We start from the raw sequence: 20,627 nt of genomic DNA on the forward strand, positions 1-20,627 counted from the left end.
GACTGTTCCCGTGTGAACGACTGTTCCCGTGTGAACGACCGCGAAGACGGTGATTCCGAGCCTCACCGGCTGTGACCTTGTTCTAAGATCCGCCGGCCTTCAGGATCTCTGCGACGATCACGAAACTGATTCCCATGATTCCGCTGACCGACGCGACGACGCCGATGGGCAGACCGCTTTTACTCTGTGTTTCCATGTGTCGCAGAATGGCCAGCGCGACAAAGCAGACCAGCATCGACATCATGCCGGCCGCTGTCATCCCTTCGAATCCCGGTGCGACGAGAAGAACCACGCCCCAGATCGCGACGACACCGACCACGGTGTAGGGAGCGAACCTCAGGAACACGCCCCTGTCCGCCGTGTTCCGCCGAGCCTGTGCCTTCATGTTCCGAAACCGCTGCGCCCGCAGCCGCTTTTCTCTCTTGTTCAATCGCTGTTTCGGCTTGTTCACACGTTCTCCTCCGCGCCGCAGAGTCGCCCCACCGTGAAACGGCCTACACCGGATTTTGGTTCCGATCATGTGGTGTCAGGAATTCCTGTACAGCACCGGAAATCGGCTTCGTACGCGATCGGCTCACCTGCGGCCCGCCCCGCGTGCGGAACCCTGATCCCGGCCTCGGCTCCCCGGCCGCCGTGACAGGTGGTGGCCTCGACGCCTTCGCGGGGGTGGCGGCAGGCGGTGGCCCGGGACACTCGATGATCACGGCCGAGCTCGGGGATGTCGCCCTCGCCACGAAATCGGCGCGGCACCGTGTCGAGGGTGCCGCGGAGGGCCCCGGCGGGGTGGGGTGCCGCCGGAGCCCCGGCGCGGGCTAGCTGATCTTGAAGGGGTCCCCGTAGACCTTCCAGGACAGCGGGGTGTCGAGGTCGAGGTTGCCCTTGTTGAGGAAGACGCGCTGGGCGGTGTCGACGCGGCTGGTGTCCTCGTGGGCCTCCTCGGCCTTCATCGCGACCTTGCGGGCGTCGAGGAAGGCGTGCAGATATCTCGTCTCGTCGCCGCCCTGGGCGGGGGGCTTCGCCTTCTTCAGGGCGTTCCTGCGGATCGCGCCGAAGCTCTGGGGGTCGGTGCCCCCGCCGTGCATGACGATGGCGTCGTAGTAGGCGAACTGCCCGAGGGCGCGCAGGCCGTCCTTCCTGGCCTGGTCGACCGCGGGGTTGAAGTAGACCCGGTCGCGCTCGTCGTTCTGGGCCTGCTGGAAGACGGTGTCCTTGGCGGCGGTGGCCCAGTCCCTGGTGTAGTTCGGATCGAGGCCCTTGTGGGAGTCGGTGCCGTCGACCTTGCGCAGGGCGGGGAGATACTTGGCGAGCACGTTCCCCGGCTTGAGCCGGGTGTAGCGCTCGACGAGGTCGAGCATGTCGCCGGTGCCCGAGCAGAAGCCGATGATCCCGGCGGTGTAGCCGCGGCCGTCGTCGATGTCCTCGATGTACTTGTACTGCGCCTTCCAGTTCAGCGAGGAGTTCTCGGCGCTGGACACCAGCCGCATGGCGATGTCCTTCTTGCGCGGGTCGGTGAGGTCGACCGCCGCGGAGGACACGGACAGCCCGGCGGGCGCCGCCGCGGACCCCGCAGCGGGGGCGAGAGCGACGGTGTGCCCGGCGCCGGCGGAGGCGATCAGGATCGGGACGGCGACCGCGACCACGGCCGAGGCCGGCAGGAGACGCGTGGTGCGGCGGCCGGGGCGGGGGTTCGACGAGAAGGGCACGTGTCTCTCCAGGAAAGGGGATGGAGGAACGCCCGGAGGCTCCCCGGGGAGGAGAACCCCCTCCAGGGCAGGAGGGCGGTTCCGTGAGGGCTCTCCGGGATGGGGGCGAAGGCCGCGGGCGGACAGAGGATACGGGGTGGAGAAGGTGACCCTCGGTGAGGCGACCCGCACCACTCGTTAGGAAACTTTCCTAACGAACCTACTCCTCACCACTCCCCACCCGTCAACCCGTTCGCGCCGGCCCAACCTGAAGGCACCCTTATGAAAGGCTCAAGCCTTACGGGAGGCTCAAGCGGTCACTACTTGAGCGCGCCCGCGGTGAGGCCCTTCTGGATCTGGCTCTGGAAGAGCGTGTAGACGATCAGCATCGGCAGGATGGCCATGCTCAGCGCGGCGAACAGGGCCGACCAGTCGGCGTCGTAGCCCGCGGCCGTGGAGATGTCGGCGATGCCCTGGGTGAGCACCCACTTGTCCCGGTCGGAGTTGAGCAGCACCAGGGGCAGCTGGTACTGGTTCCACTGGCCGAGCACGTTGAAGATGGTCACGCTGACGATGCCCGGCTTCGCCATCGGCAGCATGATCTGGAAGAACACCCGGGCGTGCGAGGCCCCGTCCACGAAGGCCGCCTCGGCCACCGCCCCCGGCAGCGTCCTGAAGAACGCCGCGAGGAAGAAGACGGTGAAGGGCAGCGAGTACGCGATGTAGACGAGTATCAGCCCGCCGTGCGTGTTCAGCCCGATGAACGGGCCGATCACCGGGACCGTCCCCATGTTCTGCACGACGAAGAACAGCGGGGTCAGCGCCAGGTAGACCGGGAAGGCCAGGCCGGAGACGAACAGCAGGTAGATCGTCCGGTTGCCCCGGAACCGGTAGCGGGCCAGCACGTACGCGGCCATCGAGCCGAACAGCATCGTGCCGAAGGTGCCGAAGGCCACCACGACGATGCTGTTGATCATGTACTGGCCGATGTGCGCCTGCTCCCAGGCGCGGGCCCAGTTGTCGAGGCGCAGGGAGGCCGGTAGCGACCAGGCGTCGCCGAAGATCTCGTCCTCGCTCTTCACCGACGCGAGGAACGTCCACACGATCGGCACGACCACCAGGACCGTCCAGACCAGCAGCGCGACGTGCGTCAGGGCCGACAGGGGGCCCAGGCGCCTCCTGCGCTCCTCGCGGGCCAGGGCCCTGCTCGGGGAAATCACGACGTCCGCCACTAGAACTCGATCCGCTCACGCCGCGACAGGCGCAGGGCCAGCGCCGCGAACCCGATGGTGAAGAAGAACAGCACCACGCCCATCGCGGAGGCGTAGCCGAACTTGAAGTACTGGAAGGCGGTGCGGTAGATCTCCGCCGCCATCACGGTCGTGGAGTGGTCGGGGCCGCCGTGCTCGGCCGTCATCACCCACACGATGGCGAAGACGTCCAGCGCGGCGATGCCGAGATAGACCCAGCCGACCTGGATGGTGTCCCACAGCAGCGGCAGCGTGACCCGCAGGAACAGCTGCGGCCCCCCGGCGCCGTCGATCGCCGCCGCCTCGAACAGGTCGCGCGGGATGGAGGCGATGCCCGCCGAGAAGAGCACGACGTAGAAGCCGACCGCCTGCCAGACCAGTACGGCGAGGATGGACCAGAACGCGACGTCGGTGCTGGACAGGAAGCCGATCGGCTCGAACCCCAGGGCGATGAGCGGCGCGTTGAGCATGCCGCTGCGGTCGGGCCTGAAGACCTGCTGGAACAGCACGGCGACCACGGCGACGGCCAGCACCTGGGGGAAGAAGAACACCACGCGGTAGAACTTCGACCCCCAGATGCCCCCGGTGCCGCCCCGCCCGCCCGCGTTGAGCAGGAAGGCGAAGAAGAGCGCGATCCCCAGCGTGAGGATCGGCATCAGGACCAGCAGGACCAGGTTGTGCCTGACCGCCTGCCAGAACACGTTGTCGGCCAGCAGCCGCTGGAAGTTCTCCAGGCCCACGAGGCGCGGGCTCGCGTTCACCCCGCGCCAGTCGGTGAACGCGATGTAGAAGGCCTGCGCGTAGGGCGCGATCACATAGATCAGGTAGAGCGCCACCGGGATCGCGAGGAATCCCGTGACGAACCGTGTCCTGCCGTGGTTCATCGCCGGCCTGCCGTTCCCCTCGGTGGCGCGCCGCCGCCCGCCGGCGCCGTCCCCCCATGGTTCATGACCTGGTCGCCCTTCCCGGGACGGCTCGCCGTCCCGTCCCGCCGTGCCCGGTGGCCGGCCGGCCGTCCCCCGGCCGGCCCGCCGCCGCGTGCCGTCGTCACCGGCTGAACTTCTTCACCGAGGAGTCGTCCTTGATGGCGTCGGCCTTGCGCTGCGCGCGCTCCGCCCACTGGTCGACGGTGAGCTTGCCGGCCATGAGCTGCCCGGTCGCGGCGGCCACCTCGTCGTGCAGCTCGACGTACCACTTGCGGAACAGGAACCAGACGGCGTTGTCGCCCGCCGCCTCCAGCGCGGCCGAGGCGCTCTTCAGGCCGGGCTTGAGCGTGCGTCCCTCGCCGGCGCCCTTGACGACCGTGAGGGTGGAGACCATCTCCATGAACTTGCCCGCGCCCTCCTTGGAGAGCATGGCACGCATGTACTCCAGGCCCGCGCGGGGATTGGCCGACTTCGCCGGGACGACGTACTCCTCGCCCGGCTGGGCGTGCAGGGTGCCGTACGGGAGGGCGTCGGAGGAGCCGAAGTCGGGGAGCGCGAACATCGCGTAGCCGAAGTCGGCCGGCGTGGAGTCCTTCTGCTCGTTCTCCAGCCAGGAGCCGCAGGGCAGCATCGCGACCTGGCCCTTGTTGTGCGCCGTCTGGGTCTGGACGTGGTCGAGCCCCGCGGTGCCCTGCAGCAGGTACTTCGAACCGATCTCGACGAAGGCCTCCGCGGCCTGCCTGACCGGCTCGGCCTTCCAGGCGCCGTCCTGGAGGTTGTCGATGTTCTTCAGCACGTCCTTGCCGCCGATCTTCGCGGCGAGCGTGAGGATGGTCTCGTAGATGTAGAACGGGTGCTTGCCCGCGTAGGTGAAGGGCGCCATCCTGCCCGACTTCTTGATCGTCTCGCACAGCGCCAGGAAGTCGGCCCAGGTCTTGGGGACCTGCCAGCCCTCGGCCTCGAAGAGCTTCTGCGAGTACCAGATGCCCCAGACGGTGTTGGCGTAGTTGAGGACGTACGGCTTGCCGTCGTAGCTGCCCAGCTCGATCGCGTTCGGGTCGATCGTGTCGCGCACCTTGACGGCGGGGTCGTCCCAGCTCGGCGCGTCGTACAGCGGCGTGAGGTCGGCGAGCTGGCCGTCCTGGACCAGGGCGCCGAAGTCCATCGCGTTGGCGCCGGAGTTGTTGACGAACTCCGGCGGGTTGCCGCCGGCGAAGCGCGGCTGGAGGGTCTTGGCGACCTCCTTGGTGGCGTTGTGCTTGATCTCCAGCTTGGGGTACTTGGCCTTGAGCAGCGGCTCGTGGACGCCCGTGGCGTAGGCGTCGCCGAAACCACCGTCGAAGATCCAGATCTCCAGGGGTCTGTCCTCGACGAAACCGAGCGGGTTGGCCGCGCTGGTGACGCCGACGGCGGGCGTCGAGGACGCGGCGCCGCCGTTGCCCGCGGGGGTGGCGCACGCGGACAGGACCGGCAGGGTGAGGCCGGCCAGGGCCGCGCTGCGCAGGAGCTCGCGCCTGGATAGCTGGGTCATGCTTCCTCCTGGAAGTGGCCTGGGAGTGGAAGGCGGTGGTCAGGCACCTCGCCGGATCCTTCCGGCGTAGCGGTTCTCGAGAGCGCGGTTGTGCTCGTCGCCGCCGGTCACGTTGGCGGAACGGTAGATCGGCGGGGTCAGGCCCGCCTCGGTCAGGCCGCGCACCACCTCGGCCACGACCATCTGGGCCAGCAGCGCCGAGGTGATCGTGGACACCGCCCCGAACGTGCCGCCGTCCTGGAGCGGGAGGACCGCGTCGCCGTACGGGGCGCGGTTGTCGAGCACCACGTCGGCGAGGTCGAGCAGCTTGCGGCCCGAGGGGTGGCGGGAGGTCATCGCGGTGCTGTGCTGCACCGACGTCAGGGCGATCAGGTCGTGCCCGTGCTCCTTGACGATCGAGGCCAGCTCGACCACCGACCCGTTCACCCCGGAACTGGAGATCAGCACGAACACGTCACGCGGCTCGACGGGGGCCAGGTCGTAGATGCGCCGGGCGACCGAGGGGTCGCGCTCAAGCTCGCCGGCCGTCCCGAGAAGGATGCCGACCGGGGCGTCCCCGTACAGGACGACGTCGCGCAGGGCGAGACGGTTGCTGGGCACCAGGCCGCCCGCGCGCCCGGCGATCTCCATCGCGATCGCCTCGGAGTGGCCCGAGCCGAACGCCTGGATCACGCCGCCGCCGTGCAGGGACTTGACGATCAGCGCCGCCGCGTCCCCCACCGCGGCCGCCTGGGTCCTGGACACCTCGTCCACCAGTGCCTTGATCTCGTGAACGTACTCGGCCGCCCCGATCTCCACGGTCAGCTCCTCTCCACGCGATGGCTCTCCAGAGCCCGGATCGTCAATTCGAAGGCCTCGTTCGTCTGCTCGTAGGTGCGCTGCGCGACCGCGACGTAGACGGTGTCGAGGACGAAGAGCTGGGAGTGGACGGCGGCCAGGCCGCCCAGCCGGAAGGTGGTCTCGCGGCTGGCGGTGGTCAGCACCAGGTCGGACAGCTCGGCCAGCGGGGAGCGGGCGAAGGAGGTGACCGCGACGGTCAGCGCGCCCCGGTCCCCGGCCTCGCCGAGGGACTCCAGCACCTCGCGGGTCCGGCCCTGGTGGGAGATGCCGATCGCGACGTCGCCCTCGCCGAGCAGCGCGGCGTCGGCGAGCGCCTCGTGGGCGTCGGCGTGGCTCCAGCAGGGGACCCGGATCCGGCGCAGCCGCCCGCCCATCATCAGGGCCACCGCCCCGCTGGTGGAGACCCCGAAGATGAGGACGCGGCGGGCCGCGACGATGGCCTCGGCGACCTTGGCGACGGTGCCCGCGTCCAGCTGGGCCGCCGTCTCCTGGATGAGCCGGGAGTCGGCGGCGGCCATCACGCCGATCGCCGCGTCGAGCGGATCGGTGGGGCCGATCTCGTGGCCCACCCCCGCGTCCCAGTTGGCCTGCGCGGCGCGCCCGTTCTCGGTGGCCAGCGCGACCCGCAGGCCGGCGTACCCGGCGAAGCCGAACACCCGGCAGAAGCGGGTCACCGTGGCGGGTGAGCTGCCGCTCCGCTCGGCCAGCGTGATGATCGTGGAGCGTGCCGCCTCGGCGGGGTCGGCCAGGATCGCCTCCCCCACCCGGCGCAGTGCCTCGGGCAGCGCGGGCGTCTCGGTCTGTATGCGTCCGAGCGCGCCTGCGGCCACAAGCATTCCTTTCATCGAAAGTCATCTGGGTGAAAATTATTCTCAAGTCAAGCTCGCGTCAAGGCCGTCGGGGGCACGGCTGGAGACGCGGTTGGAGGCACGGCCGGGACACAACGCCCGCGGCGCCGTGGCTTGGGAAAAAAATTCCGACAACCTTCGGCGCCCGTCGAGCGTCGTTCCTAACAGAGGTTCCAGAAAAGGAGCCGCCCGACGGAGGCGAACCCCACGATGACTCGACGTCCGGCCGACACGCCGCACCAGGTCCCCAGCGCGCACGTCCACGACGAGCTGGCCGCCAGGCGCGCCCGGCGCGCCAGGGACCAGAGACTGCGCAACGACCCGCACATCCGGCTGCTGGAGCGCGAGCACGGCGTCCGCTTCACCGTCGAGGAGCTCCAGGCGGCGGACCGCCAGGCCCAGGAGCTGCTGGCGCCGCTCCGCCAGGAGCCGCCCCTCGACGAGGAGACCCGGTCCCTGCAGCTGCTCGTCTGGCGCCGTCTGGGCCCGAGGGGGTTCCAGGGGTTCATGCAGGAGCTGGAGGAGATGGAGGCCGAGCTGGCCAGGGCCCGGCACGACGGCTGGGGCGACATCAGCTAGGCCTTCCCCCTCCTCCCCCCGGCGGGTTCCCCCACCCCGGCAGGCCCCCGCGCCCGCCGTCGCGGTCTCACCCGATCACGGTGACGCGACCACCCCCAGGCGAGCGATCGATCGCTCACGTGCGCGGTAAAGTGGAGGGAGATCCACTTTCACGCGTTAGGCCACCATGCTCCATCAGCGACTCCAGCCCTCCACGCCGTACGCCGCCCTGGTCTTCGACTGCGACGGGACCCTCGTCGACACCGCCGCCGCCAACGAGAGCGCCTGGCGGACCGCGCTGGCCGGATGGCAGGTGGACCTCGACCCCGCCTGGTACCAGGCCCGCACCGGCCTGTCCGCCGACCGCCTGCTGGCCGAGCTGGAGACCGAGACCGGAGCCGAACTCGACTACCAGGCGGTGCGCGCGGCGGCGCTGGACGCCTACCAGTGGCTGATCCCCACGGTCACCCCGCACCAGACGGTCAGCGCGGTCGCGCAGGCGCACCGGGGACGGGTGCCGATGGCCGTGGCCTCGGGAGGCGCCCGCCAGGCCGTGGAGGAGACCCTGCGCGTCACCGGCCTGCGTCCCCTCTTCGACGCCGTGGTCACCAGGGACGACGTCCGCTACGGCAAGCCGGCCCCCGACGTCTACCTCCTCGCCGCACGCCGCCTCGGCGTCGCCCCGCACGCCTGCGTCGCCTACGAGGACACCGACGAGGGGGTGGCCTCCGCCCTCGCCGCCGGGATGACCGTCATCGACGTGCGCCCCTCGCTCCGCTAGAACGCCCTCCCCCGGCCCCGCTGGAACGCTCCCCCCGCTGCGCCGGGCACGCCCCCGGCGGCGCTCGCGGCGCGGCAGGGGCGGCTCGCGGCGCGGCAGGGCACGGTAGGGGGACGGTAGGGGGCCACCCCCGAATTGGCTACCTGTACTATCCAATGATGCGGATATCCGAGCTCAGCGCCGCATCGGGCGTGCCCATCCCGACGATCAAGTACTACCTGCGCGAGGGCATGCTTCCCGCCGGGGAGCAGATCTCGGCCACCAGAGCGCGCTACGGCGAGGACCACCTGCGCAGGCTGAGGCTGATCCGGGCGCTGCTGGAGGTGGGACGGCTGTCCATCGCCTCCATCGCCAAGGTGACGGCCGCCGTCGACGACGAGAGCCTGGACCTGCACCGCGTGCTCGGCACCGCGCAGTACGCCATGGCCCCGGCGGTCGAGCCGCACGTGTCCGGCGAGGAGTGGGCGCGCGCCCGCGCCGAGGCCGACGCCATGATCGCCGATCTCGGCTGGCAGGTGGACCCCGAGGCCCCGGCCCGCGACGAGCTGGCCCAGGCCGTCCTCACCCTCGGCCGGCTCGGCATGCCCGCCGACGGCGAGGCCCTGCGGCCCTACGCCGACGCCGCCCTGCGGCTCGTGACCGAACACGAGATCGGCACCATCCCGCTCGACGGCCCCCGCGAGGCCGCGGTCGAGGCCATGGTCCTGGGCACCGTCGTGCACGGCAGGGTCCTCGACATCATGCGGAGACTCGCCCACGAGTCGGTCTCGGCCCGCGTCTTCGGCGCTTCCTGACCCACATAGGACACTGCCTCACACAGGACAAAGGGGATTCAAACCACCTGGAGCAATAATCGGTCTCCCGTGTGACACATGTCTCCATCGTTCCAATCGTCCCGCGAAATGGCAGCTCACAGCCCTGAAACAAGGGTGTGCGGATTTCCAACACGGCCACTGCCTGCTCATATAGGGCTGGGTAACACCCTGTTCACATACGGGCAACAGCTGCGAAATCGCGACTTGCGAATCTTTGGGGGCAGCAGATCCCTCCATCCCCAAGGACTCCGCCGATGACCTTCAAGGCTGAATACATCTGGATCGACGGCACCGAGCCGACCGCCAAGCTTCGTTCCAAGACCAAGGTGATGGCGGACGGCGCGGAGCTCCCGATCTGGGGCTTCGACGGGTCCAGCACGAACCAGGCCGACGGCTCCTCCTCGGACCGCGTGCTCAAGCCGGTGTTCACCTGCCCGGACCCGATCCGCGGCGGCGACAGCGTGCTGGTGCTGTGCGAGGTGCTCAACATCGACATGACCCCGCACTCCAGCAACACCCGCGCCGCCCTCGTCGAGGTCGCCGAGAGGTACGCCGACCAGGAGTCCTGGTTCGGCATCGAGCAGGAGTACACCTTCTTCAAGGAGGGCCGCCCGCTCGGCTTCCCGATCGGCGGCTTCCCGGCCCCGCAGGGTGGTTACTACTGCGGCGTCGGCGCCGACGAGGTCTTCGGCCGCGAGATCGTCGAGAAGCACCTCGACTACTGCATCGAGGCGGGTCTGGCCATCTCCGGCATCAACGCCGAGGTCATGCCGGGCCAGTGGGAGTTCCAGATCGGCCCGGCCGGTCCCGTCGAGGTCTCCGACCACATGTGGATCGCCCGCTGGCTGCTCTACCGCACCGCGGAGGACTTCAACGTCGCCGCCACCCTGGACGCCAAGCCGGTGAAGGGTGACTGGAACGGCGCGGGCGCGCACACCAACTTCTCCACCAAGGCGATGCGCGAGGGCTACGACCCGATCGTCACCGCCTGCGAGGCCCTCGCCGCGAACGCCCTGGAGCACGTCAAGCACTACGGCTCCGGCATCGAGGACCGTCTCACCGGCCTCCACGAGACCGCCCCCTGGAACGAGTTCAGCTACGGCGTCTCCGACCGCGGCGCCTCGGTCCGCATCCCGTGGCAGGTCGGGGTGGACAAGAAGGGCTACATCGAGGACCGGCGTCCGAACGCCAACGTCGACCCCTACCTGGTCACCCGCCTCATCGTGAACACCTGCTGCTCCGCTCTGGAGAAGGCCGACCAGGTCTGATCCCGGCCGACAGACTCGAAGGCCGCGGACGCCCTGCCGGGGGCGTCCGCGGCCTTCGGCATCCCACCCCCCGGCCCGCCTCCTTCCACCCCTTCCCGGCCGGAACCGGAACCCGAGCTCAAGGTCGCCGGTGTCCGGACCCCCGGCGGGCGAATCGGCCGGCGGGACCACCGGCGAGACGGCCGGGCACGGCGAGGGCGAGCAAGCCGGAGATAGGCAAGACGAGACGTTCCGACTCGCTGAGTGGTACATTCGGGCACGTGAAAACACCGAACCCGGCCCGTCGCAGCGAGCAGTCGCGCCAGGCCATTCTGAGTGCCGCCTTCGACCTGGTCGCCGAGTCCGGATACGCCAAGCTGACGGTGGAGGCGATCGCCGCCCGCGCGGGGGTGGGCAAGCAGACGATCTATCGCTGGTGGCCGTCCAAGGGCGCCGTTTTCGTCGACGCCGTTCTCGCCATGACCGGGGACGAGAAGGGGCACTTCGCGCTGCCCGACACCGGCGACCTCGGCGCCGACCTCCGCGTCGTGCTGCGGGCCATCGTCGACGAGTACAACGACTCCAAACTCGACACGATGAGCCGGGCGATGACCATCGAGGCGTTGAACGACCCCGCGATCAACACCGAGATCATCGAGCGGATCATGGGGCCGCACCTGGAGGCGACGAGGGAGCGGCTGCGCGCCGCCAGGCGGGCGGGCCAGGTGGCCGAGGACGCGGATCTGAGCGTGGCCGTCGAGCTGCTGTACGGGCCGATCTACCACCGCTGGATGCTGCGCACCGCACCCCTCACCCACGAGTACGCCGACACGGTCGTGGAGTTCGCCCTCAGGGCCCTGAGGGCGGGATAGCGGCGATCGGGAGCGCGGACCGGACCGAAATTACCGGGCACGCCACCCGCGCGGAGCGGGCCCCGGCCGCCCGGCGACCCCCGCCGGGAAGCTCGCCGGTCCGGGCGGGGTCCGGACCGGTGCCGGCTCCGGCGCGTGATCGTCTCCAGGCGTCTGAGCACGCACGATGAATCCGCCGGACCAGAACGAAAGTAAAATGTTTCCACGGGGAGCGCTCCCTCGCCCCGTTCCCCCAGTTCCGCGGGCCGGCACGAGTTCACGTCACGAAAATCCTACAAAACAGGTGCTTTAGGACAGCGCTAAACGGGTACCTCGCGCCGTACCATAACTGCGATGCGGGACGTAGTGGAGCAATTACAGCGCCTGGGCATGTCGGGCTACGAGGCCAAGGCGTACGTCACCCTGGTCGGTGCCGGGCAGCCCCTCAACGGCTACGAGGTCGCCAAACGTTCGGGCGTGCCGCGCAGCACCGTCTACGAGACGCTCGGCAAGCTGGTGGCCAAAGGGGCGGCCTACGAGTTACGCGGCTCCGACGACGCCACCGACTACCTGCCGCTGCCGCCGCGATCCCTGCTGGAGCGCATGCGCAGGGAGTTCACCGACTCGATCGAGTCGCTGGAGGTCTCGCTGCCCGCGATCGTGGCGCCGCCCAAGGCCCACCTGATCCACAACCTCAAGGACGCCGGGGCGCTGCTCGCCCGGGCCGAGGACGTGGTGGCCGGGGCACGCGGTGACCTGTTCCTGTCGATCTGGCCCGAGGAGATGGGACTCCTCTCCTCGTTGATCAGGCGGGCGGTCGAGCGCGGCGTCGAGACCTCGGTGATGCACTTCGGCGCGGCGCGGGAACCGGTCGGCGACCTGTACGAGCACCGCTTCCCCTCCCCCGGCGCCGTCCCCGAGGGCGAGGGGGGCGCGAAGGAGGACCCCGACCACCGGCTGCTGGTCGTCGCCGGGGACCGGCGGGAGGCCCTGATCGGCGGCTTCGCCGGCGGCACCGCGTGGGGCGTCTACACCGAGGACCCGGCCGTCGTCGCGATGGCGGTCGATTACGTCAGGCAGGACATCGCCCTGCAGATCGTCGCCGACCGGGTCGGGCACGAGACCATGCGCGAGATCCTGTCCACCGACCCCGGCCTCAGACGCCTCCTCGCGGACCGCGACCGTCCGGCCACCCTGCTGCGTGCCGCCGGAGTACCCGGTCACCGTCCCTACGGTTCCCCTCCGTCCCCTGGGACCCCCGCTCCCCACGACCACGCCTGACAGATGTTTGGTTTAACACTGATGTGACATCCTTCGAAGAGATTGTCTCCATATCGGATGTCTCCATATCGGGGGAAGGCAGGACATGGAAAAACCGGTCATCATGACGGTCGACGACGATCCCGGCGTGTCCCGTTCCGTCGCCCGGGACCTGCGGCGGCGCTACGGCCACTCCTACCGCGTCGTCCGGGCCGACACAGCGGCCGACGGCATGGCCAGCGTCCGCGAGCTGCGGCTGCGGGGCGACGACGTGGCGGCGATCCTCGCCGACTACCGGATGCCCCAGATGAACGGCGTGGAGTTCCTGGAGCAGGCCATGGACCTGTATCCCTACGCGCGCCGCGTGCTGCTGACCGCCTACGCCGACACCGAGGCCGCGATCCAGGCGATCAACGTGGTCGACCTCGACCACTACATGCTCAAGCCCTGGGACCCGCCGGAGGAGAAGTTCTACCCGGTGCTGGACGCCCAGCTCGACGCCTGGCAGCGGACGGACCGGCGCGAGTCCGACGAGCTGCGGGTGGTGGGCGCCCGCTGGTCGGCCCCGTCGTACGAGGTCAGGGACTTCCTGTCGCGCAACCAGGTGCCCTACCGCTGGATGCTGGCCGACTCCCCGGAGGGCGCCGAGCTGCTCGCGGCGGCCCAGGAGAAGGCGGCGGGGGAGAAGGCGGCCGTCAGCCCGGCCAGGCTGCCGCTGGTCATCACCGGCGACGGCACGAAGCTCGTCGCGCCGAGCCCCGCGGAACTGGCCCAGGCCGTGGGGCTGTCCACCGCCCCGGCCACCGACTTCTACGACCTGATCGTGATCGGGGGCGGCCCCGGCGGGCTGGGCGCCGCGGTCTACGGCGCCTCCGAGGGGCTGCGGACCGTGATGGTCGAGCAGCACGCCTCGGGCGGGCAGGCGGGCCAGAGCTCCAGGATCGAGAACTACCTGGGCTTCCCGGACGGCGTCTCCGGCGCCCAGCTCGCCGACCGGGCGCGGCGCCAGGCCGCGAAGTTCGGCGCCGAGCTGCTCACCGCCCGCACGGTCACCAGCCTGGAGGTCAAGGGCCGGGCCCGGGTGGTCGGCTTCGCCGACGGCGGCACGATCGCCGCGCACACCGTCATCCTGGCCACCGGCGTCTCCTACCGGCGGCTCAACGCCCCCGGCCTGGACGACTTCATCGGCTCCGGCTGCTACTACGGCGCGGCCCTGACCGAGGCGCCCGAGTGCGCGGACCGCGATGTCTACATCGTCGGCGCCGCCAACTCGGCCGGCCAGGGCGCGGTCTACCTGTCGGGGTACGCCAGCAAGGTCCACCTGATCGTCAGGGGTGAGGGTCTGGAGCGGACCATGTCGCACTACCTGATCGAGCAGATCTCGCGGATCCCGAACATCGAGGTGCACACCGAGACCGAGGTGGTCGGCGCCGAGGGCGAGGGCCACATGGAGCGGATCACGCTGAAGGGCCCCGAGGGCGAGCGCACCGTCGAGGCCGAGTGGCTGTTCGTCTTCATCGGCGCCCAGCCGATCACCGACTGGCTCGGCGACACCATCGAGCGCGACGCGAGAGGCTTCGTCCTCACCGGCCCCGACCTGACCGCCGACGAGAACAGGCCGCGCAACTGGCCGCTCCGGCGGGAGCCGTACCACCTGGAGACGAACGTGCCGGGGGTGTTCGCCGCCGGCGACGTCCGGGCCGACTCGATCAAGCGGGTCGCCTCGGCGGTCGGAGAGGGCGCGATGGCCGTGGCGCTCGTCCACCGCTACCTGGAGAAGACATGACCGCCCCGGACCAGGTCCCTCCCGGCGCCCACGAGAAGGGGAACATGATCGACATCGACGTGCTCCGCGGGCTGTTCCTCTTCGAGAAGCTCGACGACGACAAGCTCCGGTGGCTCGCGAGGTACGGCGACGAGGAGGAGTACGACGCGGGCGAGGCGATCGTCAAGCAGGGTGATCCGGCCGACTGCTTCGCCGTGCTCATCGACGGCGAGGTGGTGATGATCACCGAGACCACCGCCGGGCCGGTCACGATGACCCCGAACTCGCAACCCGGCGTCTACGGCGGCGCGGTCCTGGCCTACCTGGGCGACCGCGCCCCGGCCACCTACGGCCATACGCTGCGCGCCACCAAGCCGACGCGCATGTTCATGCTTCCGGCCAGGAAGTACGGCATGATCATGGCCGAGTGGTTCCCGATGGCGGTGCACCTTCTGGACGGGGCCCGGCTGGGCGGGATGGCCCAGCGGGAGTTCATCGACCGGCGGCAGCGGCTGACCGCGCTCGGCACGATCACCGCCGGGCTCACCCACGAGCTCAACAACCCGGCCGCGGCGGCCGTACGGGCCGTGGACGACCTGCGGGAGAAGGTGAAGAGCACGCGCAGGAGGCTGGCCACGCTGGCCGAGGACGGCATCGAGCCCCAGCGGCTGCGCGCCCTGATCGACCTGCAGGAGGCGTGCGCCGCCAGCATCTCCGAGCCGTCGCCCCGCTCCCCGCTGGAGATCTCCGACGCCGAGGACGAGCTGGCCGACGCCCTGGAGGAGGCGGGGGTGGAGGACGCCTGGGAGATCGCCTCGCCTCTGGTGGCGGCCGGGTTCAAGGTCGCCAAGATGGACAAGATCCGCGAGGCGCTGGGCGAGCGCTACCTGGACGAGGCGATGCACTGGCTGTCGGAGGCCATCGAGATCACCCAGATGCTGAACGAGGTGACGGACTCGACCGAGCGGATCTCCTCCCTGATCGCCTCCGCCAAGCAGTACTCCCAGATGGACCGGGCGCCGTACCAGACGGTGGACGTGCGGGAGCTGCTGGACAGCACCCTCACCATGTTCCGCGGCAAGATCCCGCCGGGGATCACCATCGCCACCGACTACGACCCCGAGCTGCCGCCCATCCCCGCCTACGCCGGGGAGCTCAACCAGGTGTGGACCAACCTGATCCACAACGCGCTGGACGCGATGGCCGGCACCGGCATCCTGACCGTCCGCACCCGGCTCGAACACGACACGATCGCGCTGATCGAGATCTGCGACACCGGCCCCGGCGTCCCCGAGGCCCTGCGCGAGCGGATCTTCGAGCCGTTCTTCACCACGAAGGCGGTCGGCGAGGGAACCGGGCTCGGCCTGGACATCTCCTTCCGCATCGTCGCCGGCCGCCACGGAGGCGACCTGCGCGTGGAGTCGGAGCCCGGCGACACCCGCTTCCAGGTGCGTCTCCCCCTCACCGAGTCGGCCGAGTCCACCTGATACCGGCGGCCGGCACCTCCCGCCCGGCGGCGGGGGTGCCGCCCGACGTCCACGACGTCCGGAGGCCCTGGCCGTCATGGAAGCCGCGCGCGTCCAGAAGCCGCGGACGTCCAGAAGCCGCGGACGTCCAGAAGCCGCGGACGTCCAGAAGCCGCGGACGTTCAGGAGCCGTGGACGCCGCGGGAGATGTCCATCAGGCGGGCGAGGACGGCGCCCCCGGAGACGCGGACACCGTCGTGCTGCCACTCGTTGGTCACCCAGGTCCGCAGGTTGCCCACCGCCCGCGCGGTGCGCATGGACAGGCCCTCGTCGACGTACATGTCGTCGTAGTAGACGGCGGCGGCCACCGGGACCCTGTTGGCGGCCAGCCGGACGGGATCGTAGAGGGCCGGCCAGCCGGTGGCCGTGGCGAGGATCTCGGCGGCGCCCTTGAAGGGGCGGAGCGCGGCGATCTCGTCGAACATCCACGGGTAGATCATCTCCCCGGTGGGCAACGTCGTCGCCGCGTCCTCCTCGAACTCCTCGGGCAGCAGCCGGTGCGCGGCCCAGCCGGTGGCGGCGCCCTGGGCGTAGATCGACTCGTGCAGGACCGCGTAGAGCGGGTTGCCGACGAAGCCGGTGGCCATCATGACCTCGTACAGGAACAGGTCGGAGAGCCTGTCGCCGGTCCAGGCCTCCTCCAGCACCCAGTGCAGGTATTCGGCCCCGTCGCTCATGCCCAGGCACATGCCGAGGGTCTGCAGGCGGCGCACGGTCAGCACGTCGCCGTCGGGGAGGAGGACCTCGTGAAGGCGCAGGTGGCCGGCTATCGCGTCCAGACGGCCCGAGTCGTGCGGGTAGCGGGCGAAGTAGCGGCTCACCTTGTCGCGGACGCGCGGGTAGGTGCGGGAGTAGACGTCGTCGGCGGTGGCGTCGAGCCCGGACAGGCCACCGGTCACGTAACAGGCGGCCAGGCCCTCGGGAGCCCGGGAGAGGTAGGTCAGCGTGATGAAACCGCCGTAGCTCTGACCGAGGGTCTCCCACGGCCGGTCGCCGCAGAGCTCGCGCCGGATCAGTTCGGCGTCGGCCACGATCGAGTCGGCCCGGAAGTGCCCGAGGCGGGCGGCGAGCTCGGCGTCCGTGCCGCGCGCGGTCTTCGCGGTGATGGGGGTGCTGCGGCCGGTCCCCCGCTGGTCGAGCAGGAGGACCCGGTGGGTCTTCAGCGCGTGCCCCAGCCACCCGTCGGCGGCGGCCGGGCGCGGTGACTTGCCCCCGGGACCGCCCTGCAGGAAGAGCAGCCACGGCAGGTCCTCCCCCTGCCGCGCCGGGTCCACCGCCTCGCGGGCGAAGACCTCGATCGTCTCGCCGCCGGGGTCGGCGTGGTCGAGGGGGACGGTGAACACGTGGTCGGTGAGCGCCACACCGGGCAGAAGGACAGTCACCCACGGAAAGCTATCGGACCCGGATGCTCGCTTTCGCCCCAGGTGGAGGACGGCAACCCTGGGCGCGCCCCAGGTGGGGGACGGCGACCCCGGACGCGGAACCGTTCGCCGCGTCGGAGGCGAGCATGGCGACGACGCGGCGGCGGGCACCGCCCGCCCACCGGGGGCTGTCCGCCGGATCCGCCCGGTCCCTGTGCGACCGGGGTTCCGGACATCAGCAGGGGAAGGACGGTGTCTCGGAGTTCGGCGGTGGTCTGGCAGATTCGTTCGTGAGCCGCGATCTTCTCGTTCAGGGCGCCGAGTGTCCTGCCTATCGAGCGCTGTACCGGGAGGGGGGGCGAGCGCGACGGGAAGCGCACCCAGCGCTCTGGTGCTGATGTTGGGCACGGCTGTTCCCGTGCCGTTGCGGGCGAACCAGTTCTGAACAGATGGATGGCTCAGGTAGTGACTGAGGTAAGACGGGTCGACCGATGGGCCGGGGCGAAGTCTGATGATTCCCGTACCGATCACCCACCCTTCCTGTTCCGCCGTTACCAGGGCGTGCTTGCCGACACCCCCGGTTCGTACGCACACGACGTCTCCGGCCATGAGCCGGTAGGAAGGCAGTTTCGCGGCGGCCTCCTCACCGATCCCGTCGGGGATCCCGGTGAATCTGTCGTCGGCGATGTTCCTCGGCTTCATCACGGCGACGGGACCGCCGGAGTCCGCCGGGGTGGAGGATCCCGCCTTCAGCTCGCAGATCTCCTCGAGCCTGACCTCGGTCCAGCCGTCAGGCAGTTCCCCGATGAGTGAACTCACCATCCGAGCCTCCTCAGCTCGTATTCGGCTCTCGTGTCCGCCTCCACCGCCCGTACGTGCAGGTCGTCGAGTTTCCTCAGCAGGGCTTCGACCGTCCGCCCGTCGCCGGACACGGCCGCCGGAAGCGGCATGACGTGTTTGCGGGGATTCAGGTTGTAGTCCTGATCACGAATGTCCCTGATCGGTACGGACGCGGCCGGCGCGGAGTCCGGTTCCTCACCGCGCCGCCGGCGGGCGACGATGTCACCGATCTCCCGGATGTCGTCGGCACCGAGTGCCCGCCGGGTACGGGTGACCATCCGCCCCGTGTGCGAGGCGTCGACGAAGAAGACCTCCTCGCGCGACTCGGTCGGAGGCGTCAGCAGCCAGATGGTGACGGCGACGGCCGTCGAGGAGAAAAGCTGGGGTGGTAACGCGATCACCCCTTCGACGCAGCCGCCCTCCACCATGCCCGCGCGGATCGCCCGTTCTCGCTCGTTCTCGGAGTAGGCGGCGTTGGGTGCCATGACGACGGCCGCGCGTCCTCCCCGCGCGAGCAGGCGACCGCGTGCTGCAACCAGGCGAAGTTCGCGTTGTGGGCAGGCGGTGCCCCATAGGGCCACCATCCGCGGTCAGGGTCGCCGGGGTACCAGTCGCCCATGTTGAAGGGCGGGTTGGTGACGACGTACTCGAATCGCGACCGGGGATACGGATTCCAGAGTTCGTGAACCGGACGAGTGGCGAGGTCGGCGTCCACTCCGTGGAGCGTGAGGTTCATCCCGGCCAGCGTGAGAGTTCGCCCGTCGGAAGTCTCGCCGCGTACCGAGGAAGGCGGCCGGCCGCTCGCCTCCCGGACACGGGCCGCCGCTGCGACGAGCAGTTCGCCCGTCCCGCAGGCCGGGTCGTGAATCGCTTGTGGCAGGTCCGGTGACAGAACCTCGACCAGTGCGCGTACCACAGAGTCCGGTGTATGGAAATTTCCGCTTTTGCGACCTTCCAGTAGCGCGAAGTGTCCCAGCAGCCCGTGGAAGACCTCCGCGCCCCCGCGTCGGCCGACCGCCTGATCGACCGCGTCGGCGATGCCGGCGAGCCTGCGACCGGACCGGTTGAGCGTCCCGAAGCCAGACCAGTCGAGCATCCATTGGTTCGGCAGGACCGCTTCGACCTCTGCGCTCAGGCGTGCCAGGGCAATCGGGCCGTGCCCTTCCCGGAGATCACGTGTGACCGCGTCCCAGCTGCCGCCCCTCCGCACACGCAGATAGACGAGGATGAGTACAAGATCCCGGTACTGGGCCGGGTCCACGGGGCCGCGCAGCCTCATGAGCTTCTCCCACAGGACGTCTTCCTCGTCGGAAGGACCGGGAGGCGCGCCGGAAGGTGCGGGCACGGGCACGGGCCTCTCCTCGTCGGAACGCATGGCCAGGTTCCGACGAAAACGAGTGCCGTATGTGGAACCGGCCGGTTCTCCGACCATGAGCGCGTTGCTCGCGATCACGCGGCGATCGAGCAAGGCGCCGATGACCGACCTCTCGAAAAGCTCCTCGCCGCCGATCGAGACGGGCGAGGGGAAGTCGCGGTGACGGCGTTCCCAGTTGGTCACGGCCGGACGTCGCACCTCCGCCAGCCGGGCTATGTCGGACCGGGACACATAGCCGTCAGGCCTGTTCGTCGCCATGGTCCTCCTTCGGCCTCCGGGCGAGGATCTCAGGCACCCGGTCGAATCGCCGCAGCCATGGCGCGACCTCGGGTTCCAGGTAGCCGAGAAGACGATAGATCTTGGCGTGATCGGCCGCCAGGTGCCGATGGTGGATGGGCTCGTGGTGCATGATCCTGTTACGGAACAGCACCATCGCCTGGAGGTTGTCGCGCAGTTCGCCGCGACGGCCCGAATAGTGCGGGAAGGCCCTGTGCAGCGCCGGCACCCAGAAGTGCCGGTCGTAGGCCTGGCTCAGGAGCGGCACCCAGAAGCCGAACGGCAGTTCGGCGAGCACGTCGTCGGCCGTGAAAGGAATGCCGCTTCTACGACTTCTGCGATCCAGGTCCTCCCGGGCTTTGGCGATCTTGCAGACGTCATGATTCCGCAGCGGTGCCACCCCCCACCAGTCGGCCCGGCCGTAGCGGGCGCGGAGCTGGTCATGCTCCGCGTTCCGCAGCCCTGTCTCCAGGCAGTGCAGGGGACCGTAGAAGGCCTCCGACACCTCGACGTTCCAGTGGTACAGCTGCCAAGCCCGCATGACATTTCGTCCGGAGACGTCGAGGTAGGGCGTGAAACGCGGCGTGGAGAACACCCGCTGAAACCATTCAGGCAATTCGGAGGTCACGACCGCTCTCTCTGGGATCAACCGTTGGGGGCCGGCGGCGCCGGGTAGAGTGGACGTGTAAGCCCCGGGTCCGCCTCTGCTTCGCATGCCGCCCGGGGCACGGCTTTTCCCACGTCGGCTCGGGCTATCGCCGCCCTGGGCGGGCCTGGCGTCCCGAAGATCTCCCTGTCGCGGACGGCGATATCTCCGTACCTGCCGACCCGCAAGCGCAATGCAGTACAAAAACTGTTAACCCCTCTCACGGAGATTTCCGGGAGAAGGTCCTCC

19 protein-coding genes are annotated in these 20,627 nt (G+C 69.8%); 8 read left to right on the plus strand and 11 right to left on the minus strand.

Annotation, left to right across the window (positions count from 1 at the left end; all coding sequences use genetic code 11):
* Positions 1-82 precede the first annotated feature (82 nt).
* The 7 genes from AB0G15_RS01460 to AB0G15_RS01490 form a co-directional block, all read right to left on the minus strand.
* Positions 83-451, minus strand: a complete 369-nt coding sequence (locus tag AB0G15_RS01460; RefSeq protein ID WP_362834414.1) for a hypothetical protein — start codon at positions 449-451, stop codon at positions 83-85.
* 361 nt (positions 452-812) lie between these two features.
* The gene (locus tag AB0G15_RS01465; protein WP_362834415.1) at positions 813-1,703 is read right to left on the minus strand and encodes a chitosanase; all 891 of its coding nucleotides are present in this window, start codon (positions 1,701-1,703) and stop codon (positions 813-815) included.
* Between the two features lie 299 nt (positions 1,704-2,002).
* Complete coding sequence (locus AB0G15_RS01470; protein ID WP_362834416.1) at positions 2,003-2,902, minus strand: carbohydrate ABC transporter permease; 900 nt, start codon at positions 2,900-2,902, stop codon at positions 2,003-2,005.
* 11 nt (positions 2,903-2,913) lie between these two features.
* Complete coding sequence (locus AB0G15_RS01475; protein ID WP_362677752.1) at positions 2,914-3,816, minus strand: sugar ABC transporter permease; 903 nt, start codon at positions 3,814-3,816, stop codon at positions 2,914-2,916.
* 163 nt (positions 3,817-3,979) lie between these two features.
* Positions 3,980-5,389, minus strand: a complete 1,410-nt coding sequence (gene ngcE / locus AB0G15_RS01480; RefSeq protein ID WP_362834417.1) for an N-acetylglucosamine/diacetylchitobiose ABC transporter substrate-binding protein — start codon at positions 5,387-5,389, stop codon at positions 3,980-3,982.
* 39 nt (positions 5,390-5,428) lie between these two features.
* Positions 5,429-6,187 (minus strand): SIS domain-containing protein, encoded by a 759-nt coding sequence (locus tag AB0G15_RS01485; protein WP_362834418.1) that lies wholly within the window; start codon positions 6,185-6,187, stop codon positions 5,429-5,431.
* A 2-nt stretch (positions 6,188-6,189) separates the two neighbouring features.
* A complete protein-coding gene (locus tag AB0G15_RS01490) occupies positions 6,190-7,074 on the minus strand; it encodes a MurR/RpiR family transcriptional regulator (RefSeq protein ID WP_362834419.1) in 885 nt (294 codons plus the stop codon).
* 213 nt (positions 7,075-7,287) lie between these two features.
* Here AB0G15_RS01490 and AB0G15_RS01495 point away from each other — a divergent pair, with 213 nt between their 5' ends.
* The 8 genes from AB0G15_RS01495 (at position 7,288) to AB0G15_RS01530 (ending at position 15,841) form a co-directional block, all read left to right on the plus strand.
* Positions 7,288-7,656 carry a hypothetical protein gene (locus AB0G15_RS01495; protein ID WP_362834420.1) on the plus strand — a complete coding sequence of 123 codons (369 nt, stop codon included), beginning with the start codon at positions 7,288-7,290 and terminating at the stop codon, positions 7,654-7,656.
* A 166-nt stretch (positions 7,657-7,822) separates the two neighbouring features.
* Positions 7,823-8,416, plus strand: a complete 594-nt coding sequence (locus AB0G15_RS01500; RefSeq protein WP_362834421.1) for an HAD family phosphatase — start codon at positions 7,823-7,825, stop codon at positions 8,414-8,416.
* Positions 8,417-8,574: 158 nt separating this feature from the next.
* Positions 8,575-9,210, plus strand: coding sequence for a MerR family transcriptional regulator (locus AB0G15_RS01505; protein WP_362834422.1), 636 nt, complete (start codon positions 8,575-8,577; stop codon positions 9,208-9,210).
* Positions 9,211-9,485: 275 nt separating this feature from the next.
* Positions 9,486-10,499 (plus strand): glutamine synthetase, encoded by a 1,014-nt coding sequence (glnII, locus tag AB0G15_RS01510; RefSeq protein ID WP_362834423.1) that lies wholly within the window; start codon positions 9,486-9,488, stop codon positions 10,497-10,499.
* Positions 10,500-10,759: 260 nt separating this feature from the next.
* Positions 10,760-11,350 carry a TetR/AcrR family transcriptional regulator gene (locus tag AB0G15_RS01515; protein WP_362834424.1) on the plus strand — a complete coding sequence of 197 codons (591 nt, stop codon included), beginning with the start codon at positions 10,760-10,762 and terminating at the stop codon, positions 11,348-11,350.
* Between the two features lie 333 nt (positions 11,351-11,683).
* Complete coding sequence (locus AB0G15_RS01520; RefSeq protein ID WP_362834425.1) at positions 11,684-12,610, plus strand: helix-turn-helix domain-containing protein; 927 nt, start codon at positions 11,684-11,686, stop codon at positions 12,608-12,610.
* A gap of 85 nt (positions 12,611-12,695) precedes the next feature.
* The gene (locus AB0G15_RS01525) at positions 12,696-14,375 is read left to right on the plus strand and encodes an FAD-dependent oxidoreductase (protein ID WP_362834426.1); all 1,680 of its coding nucleotides are present in this window, start codon (positions 12,696-12,698) and stop codon (positions 14,373-14,375) included.
* Positions 14,372-15,841: an ATP-binding protein gene (locus tag AB0G15_RS01530; RefSeq protein WP_362834427.1), complete on the plus strand. Its 1,470-nt coding sequence runs from the start codon at positions 14,372-14,374 to the stop codon at positions 15,839-15,841. The genes AB0G15_RS01525 and AB0G15_RS01530 overlap by 4 nt, the downstream gene beginning before the upstream one ends.
* Before the next feature lie 161 nt (positions 15,842-16,002).
* Here the strand turns inward: AB0G15_RS01530 and AB0G15_RS01535 are convergent, their stop codons facing one another.
* The 4 genes from AB0G15_RS01535 to AB0G15_RS01550 form a co-directional block, all read right to left on the minus strand.
* Positions 16,003-17,262 (minus strand): alpha/beta fold hydrolase, encoded by a 1,260-nt coding sequence (locus tag AB0G15_RS01535; protein WP_362834428.1) that lies wholly within the window; start codon positions 17,260-17,262, stop codon positions 16,003-16,005.
* A 794-nt stretch (positions 17,263-18,056) separates the two neighbouring features.
* On the minus strand, positions 18,057-18,566 hold the full coding sequence (locus AB0G15_RS01540) for an N-6 DNA methylase (protein WP_362834429.1): 510 nt from the start codon (positions 18,564-18,566) through the stop codon (positions 18,057-18,059).
* On the minus strand, positions 18,479-19,714 hold the full coding sequence (locus AB0G15_RS01545; RefSeq protein ID WP_362834430.1) for an N-6 DNA methylase: 1,236 nt from the start codon (positions 19,712-19,714) through the stop codon (positions 18,479-18,481). Before AB0G15_RS01545 ends, AB0G15_RS01540 begins: the two co-directional genes overlap by 88 nt.
* The gene (locus AB0G15_RS01550; protein WP_362834431.1) at positions 19,695-20,360 is read right to left on the minus strand and encodes a hypothetical protein; all 666 of its coding nucleotides are present in this window, start codon (positions 20,358-20,360) and stop codon (positions 19,695-19,697) included. Before AB0G15_RS01550 ends, AB0G15_RS01545 begins: the two co-directional genes overlap by 20 nt.
* Positions 20,361-20,627 lie beyond the last annotated feature (267 nt).

It is taken from the genome of Streptosporangium sp. NPDC023825 (assembly GCF_040639575.1).
Lineage (GTDB): Bacteria > Actinomycetota > Actinomycetes > Streptosporangiales > Streptosporangiaceae > Streptosporangium.

What these genes read in the sequence shown, in the direction of transcription:
- glnII (WP_362834423.1), top strand. Translation starts at nt 9,486, where the DNA reads ATGACCTTCAAGGCTGAATACATCTGGATCGACGGCACCGAGCCGACC.
- AB0G15_RS01505 (WP_362834422.1), top strand. Translation starts at nt 8,575, where the DNA reads ATGCGGATATCCGAGCTCAGCGCCGCATCGGGCGTGCCCATCCCGACG.
- AB0G15_RS01540 (WP_362834429.1), bottom strand. Translation starts at nt 18,566, where the DNA reads ATGGCACCCAACGCCGCCTACTCCGAGAACGAGCGAGAACGGGCGATC.
- AB0G15_RS01500 (WP_362834421.1), top strand. Translation starts at nt 7,823, where the DNA reads ATGCTCCATCAGCGACTCCAGCCCTCCACGCCGTACGCCGCCCTGGTC.
- AB0G15_RS01530 (WP_362834427.1), top strand. Translation starts at nt 14,372, where the DNA reads ATGACCGCCCCGGACCAGGTCCCTCCCGGCGCCCACGAGAAGGGGAAC.
- AB0G15_RS01525 (WP_362834426.1), top strand. Translation starts at nt 12,696, where the DNA reads ATGGAAAAACCGGTCATCATGACGGTCGACGACGATCCCGGCGTGTCC.
- AB0G15_RS01475 (WP_362677752.1), bottom strand. Translation starts at nt 3,816, where the DNA reads ATGAACCACGGCAGGACACGGTTCGTCACGGGATTCCTCGCGATCCCG.
- ngcE (WP_362834417.1), bottom strand. Translation starts at nt 5,389, where the DNA reads ATGACCCAGCTATCCAGGCGCGAGCTCCTGCGCAGCGCGGCCCTGGCC.
- AB0G15_RS01495 (WP_362834420.1), top strand. Translation starts at nt 7,288, where the DNA reads ATGACTCGACGTCCGGCCGACACGCCGCACCAGGTCCCCAGCGCGCAC.
- AB0G15_RS01490 (WP_362834419.1), bottom strand. Translation starts at nt 7,074, where the DNA reads ATGAAAGGAATGCTTGTGGCCGCAGGCGCGCTCGGACGCATACAGACC.
- AB0G15_RS01545 (WP_362834430.1), bottom strand. Translation starts at nt 19,714, where the DNA reads ATGGCGACGAACAGGCCTGACGGCTATGTGTCCCGGTCCGACATAGCC.
- AB0G15_RS01520 (WP_362834425.1), top strand. Translation starts at nt 11,684, where the DNA reads ATGCGGGACGTAGTGGAGCAATTACAGCGCCTGGGCATGTCGGGCTAC.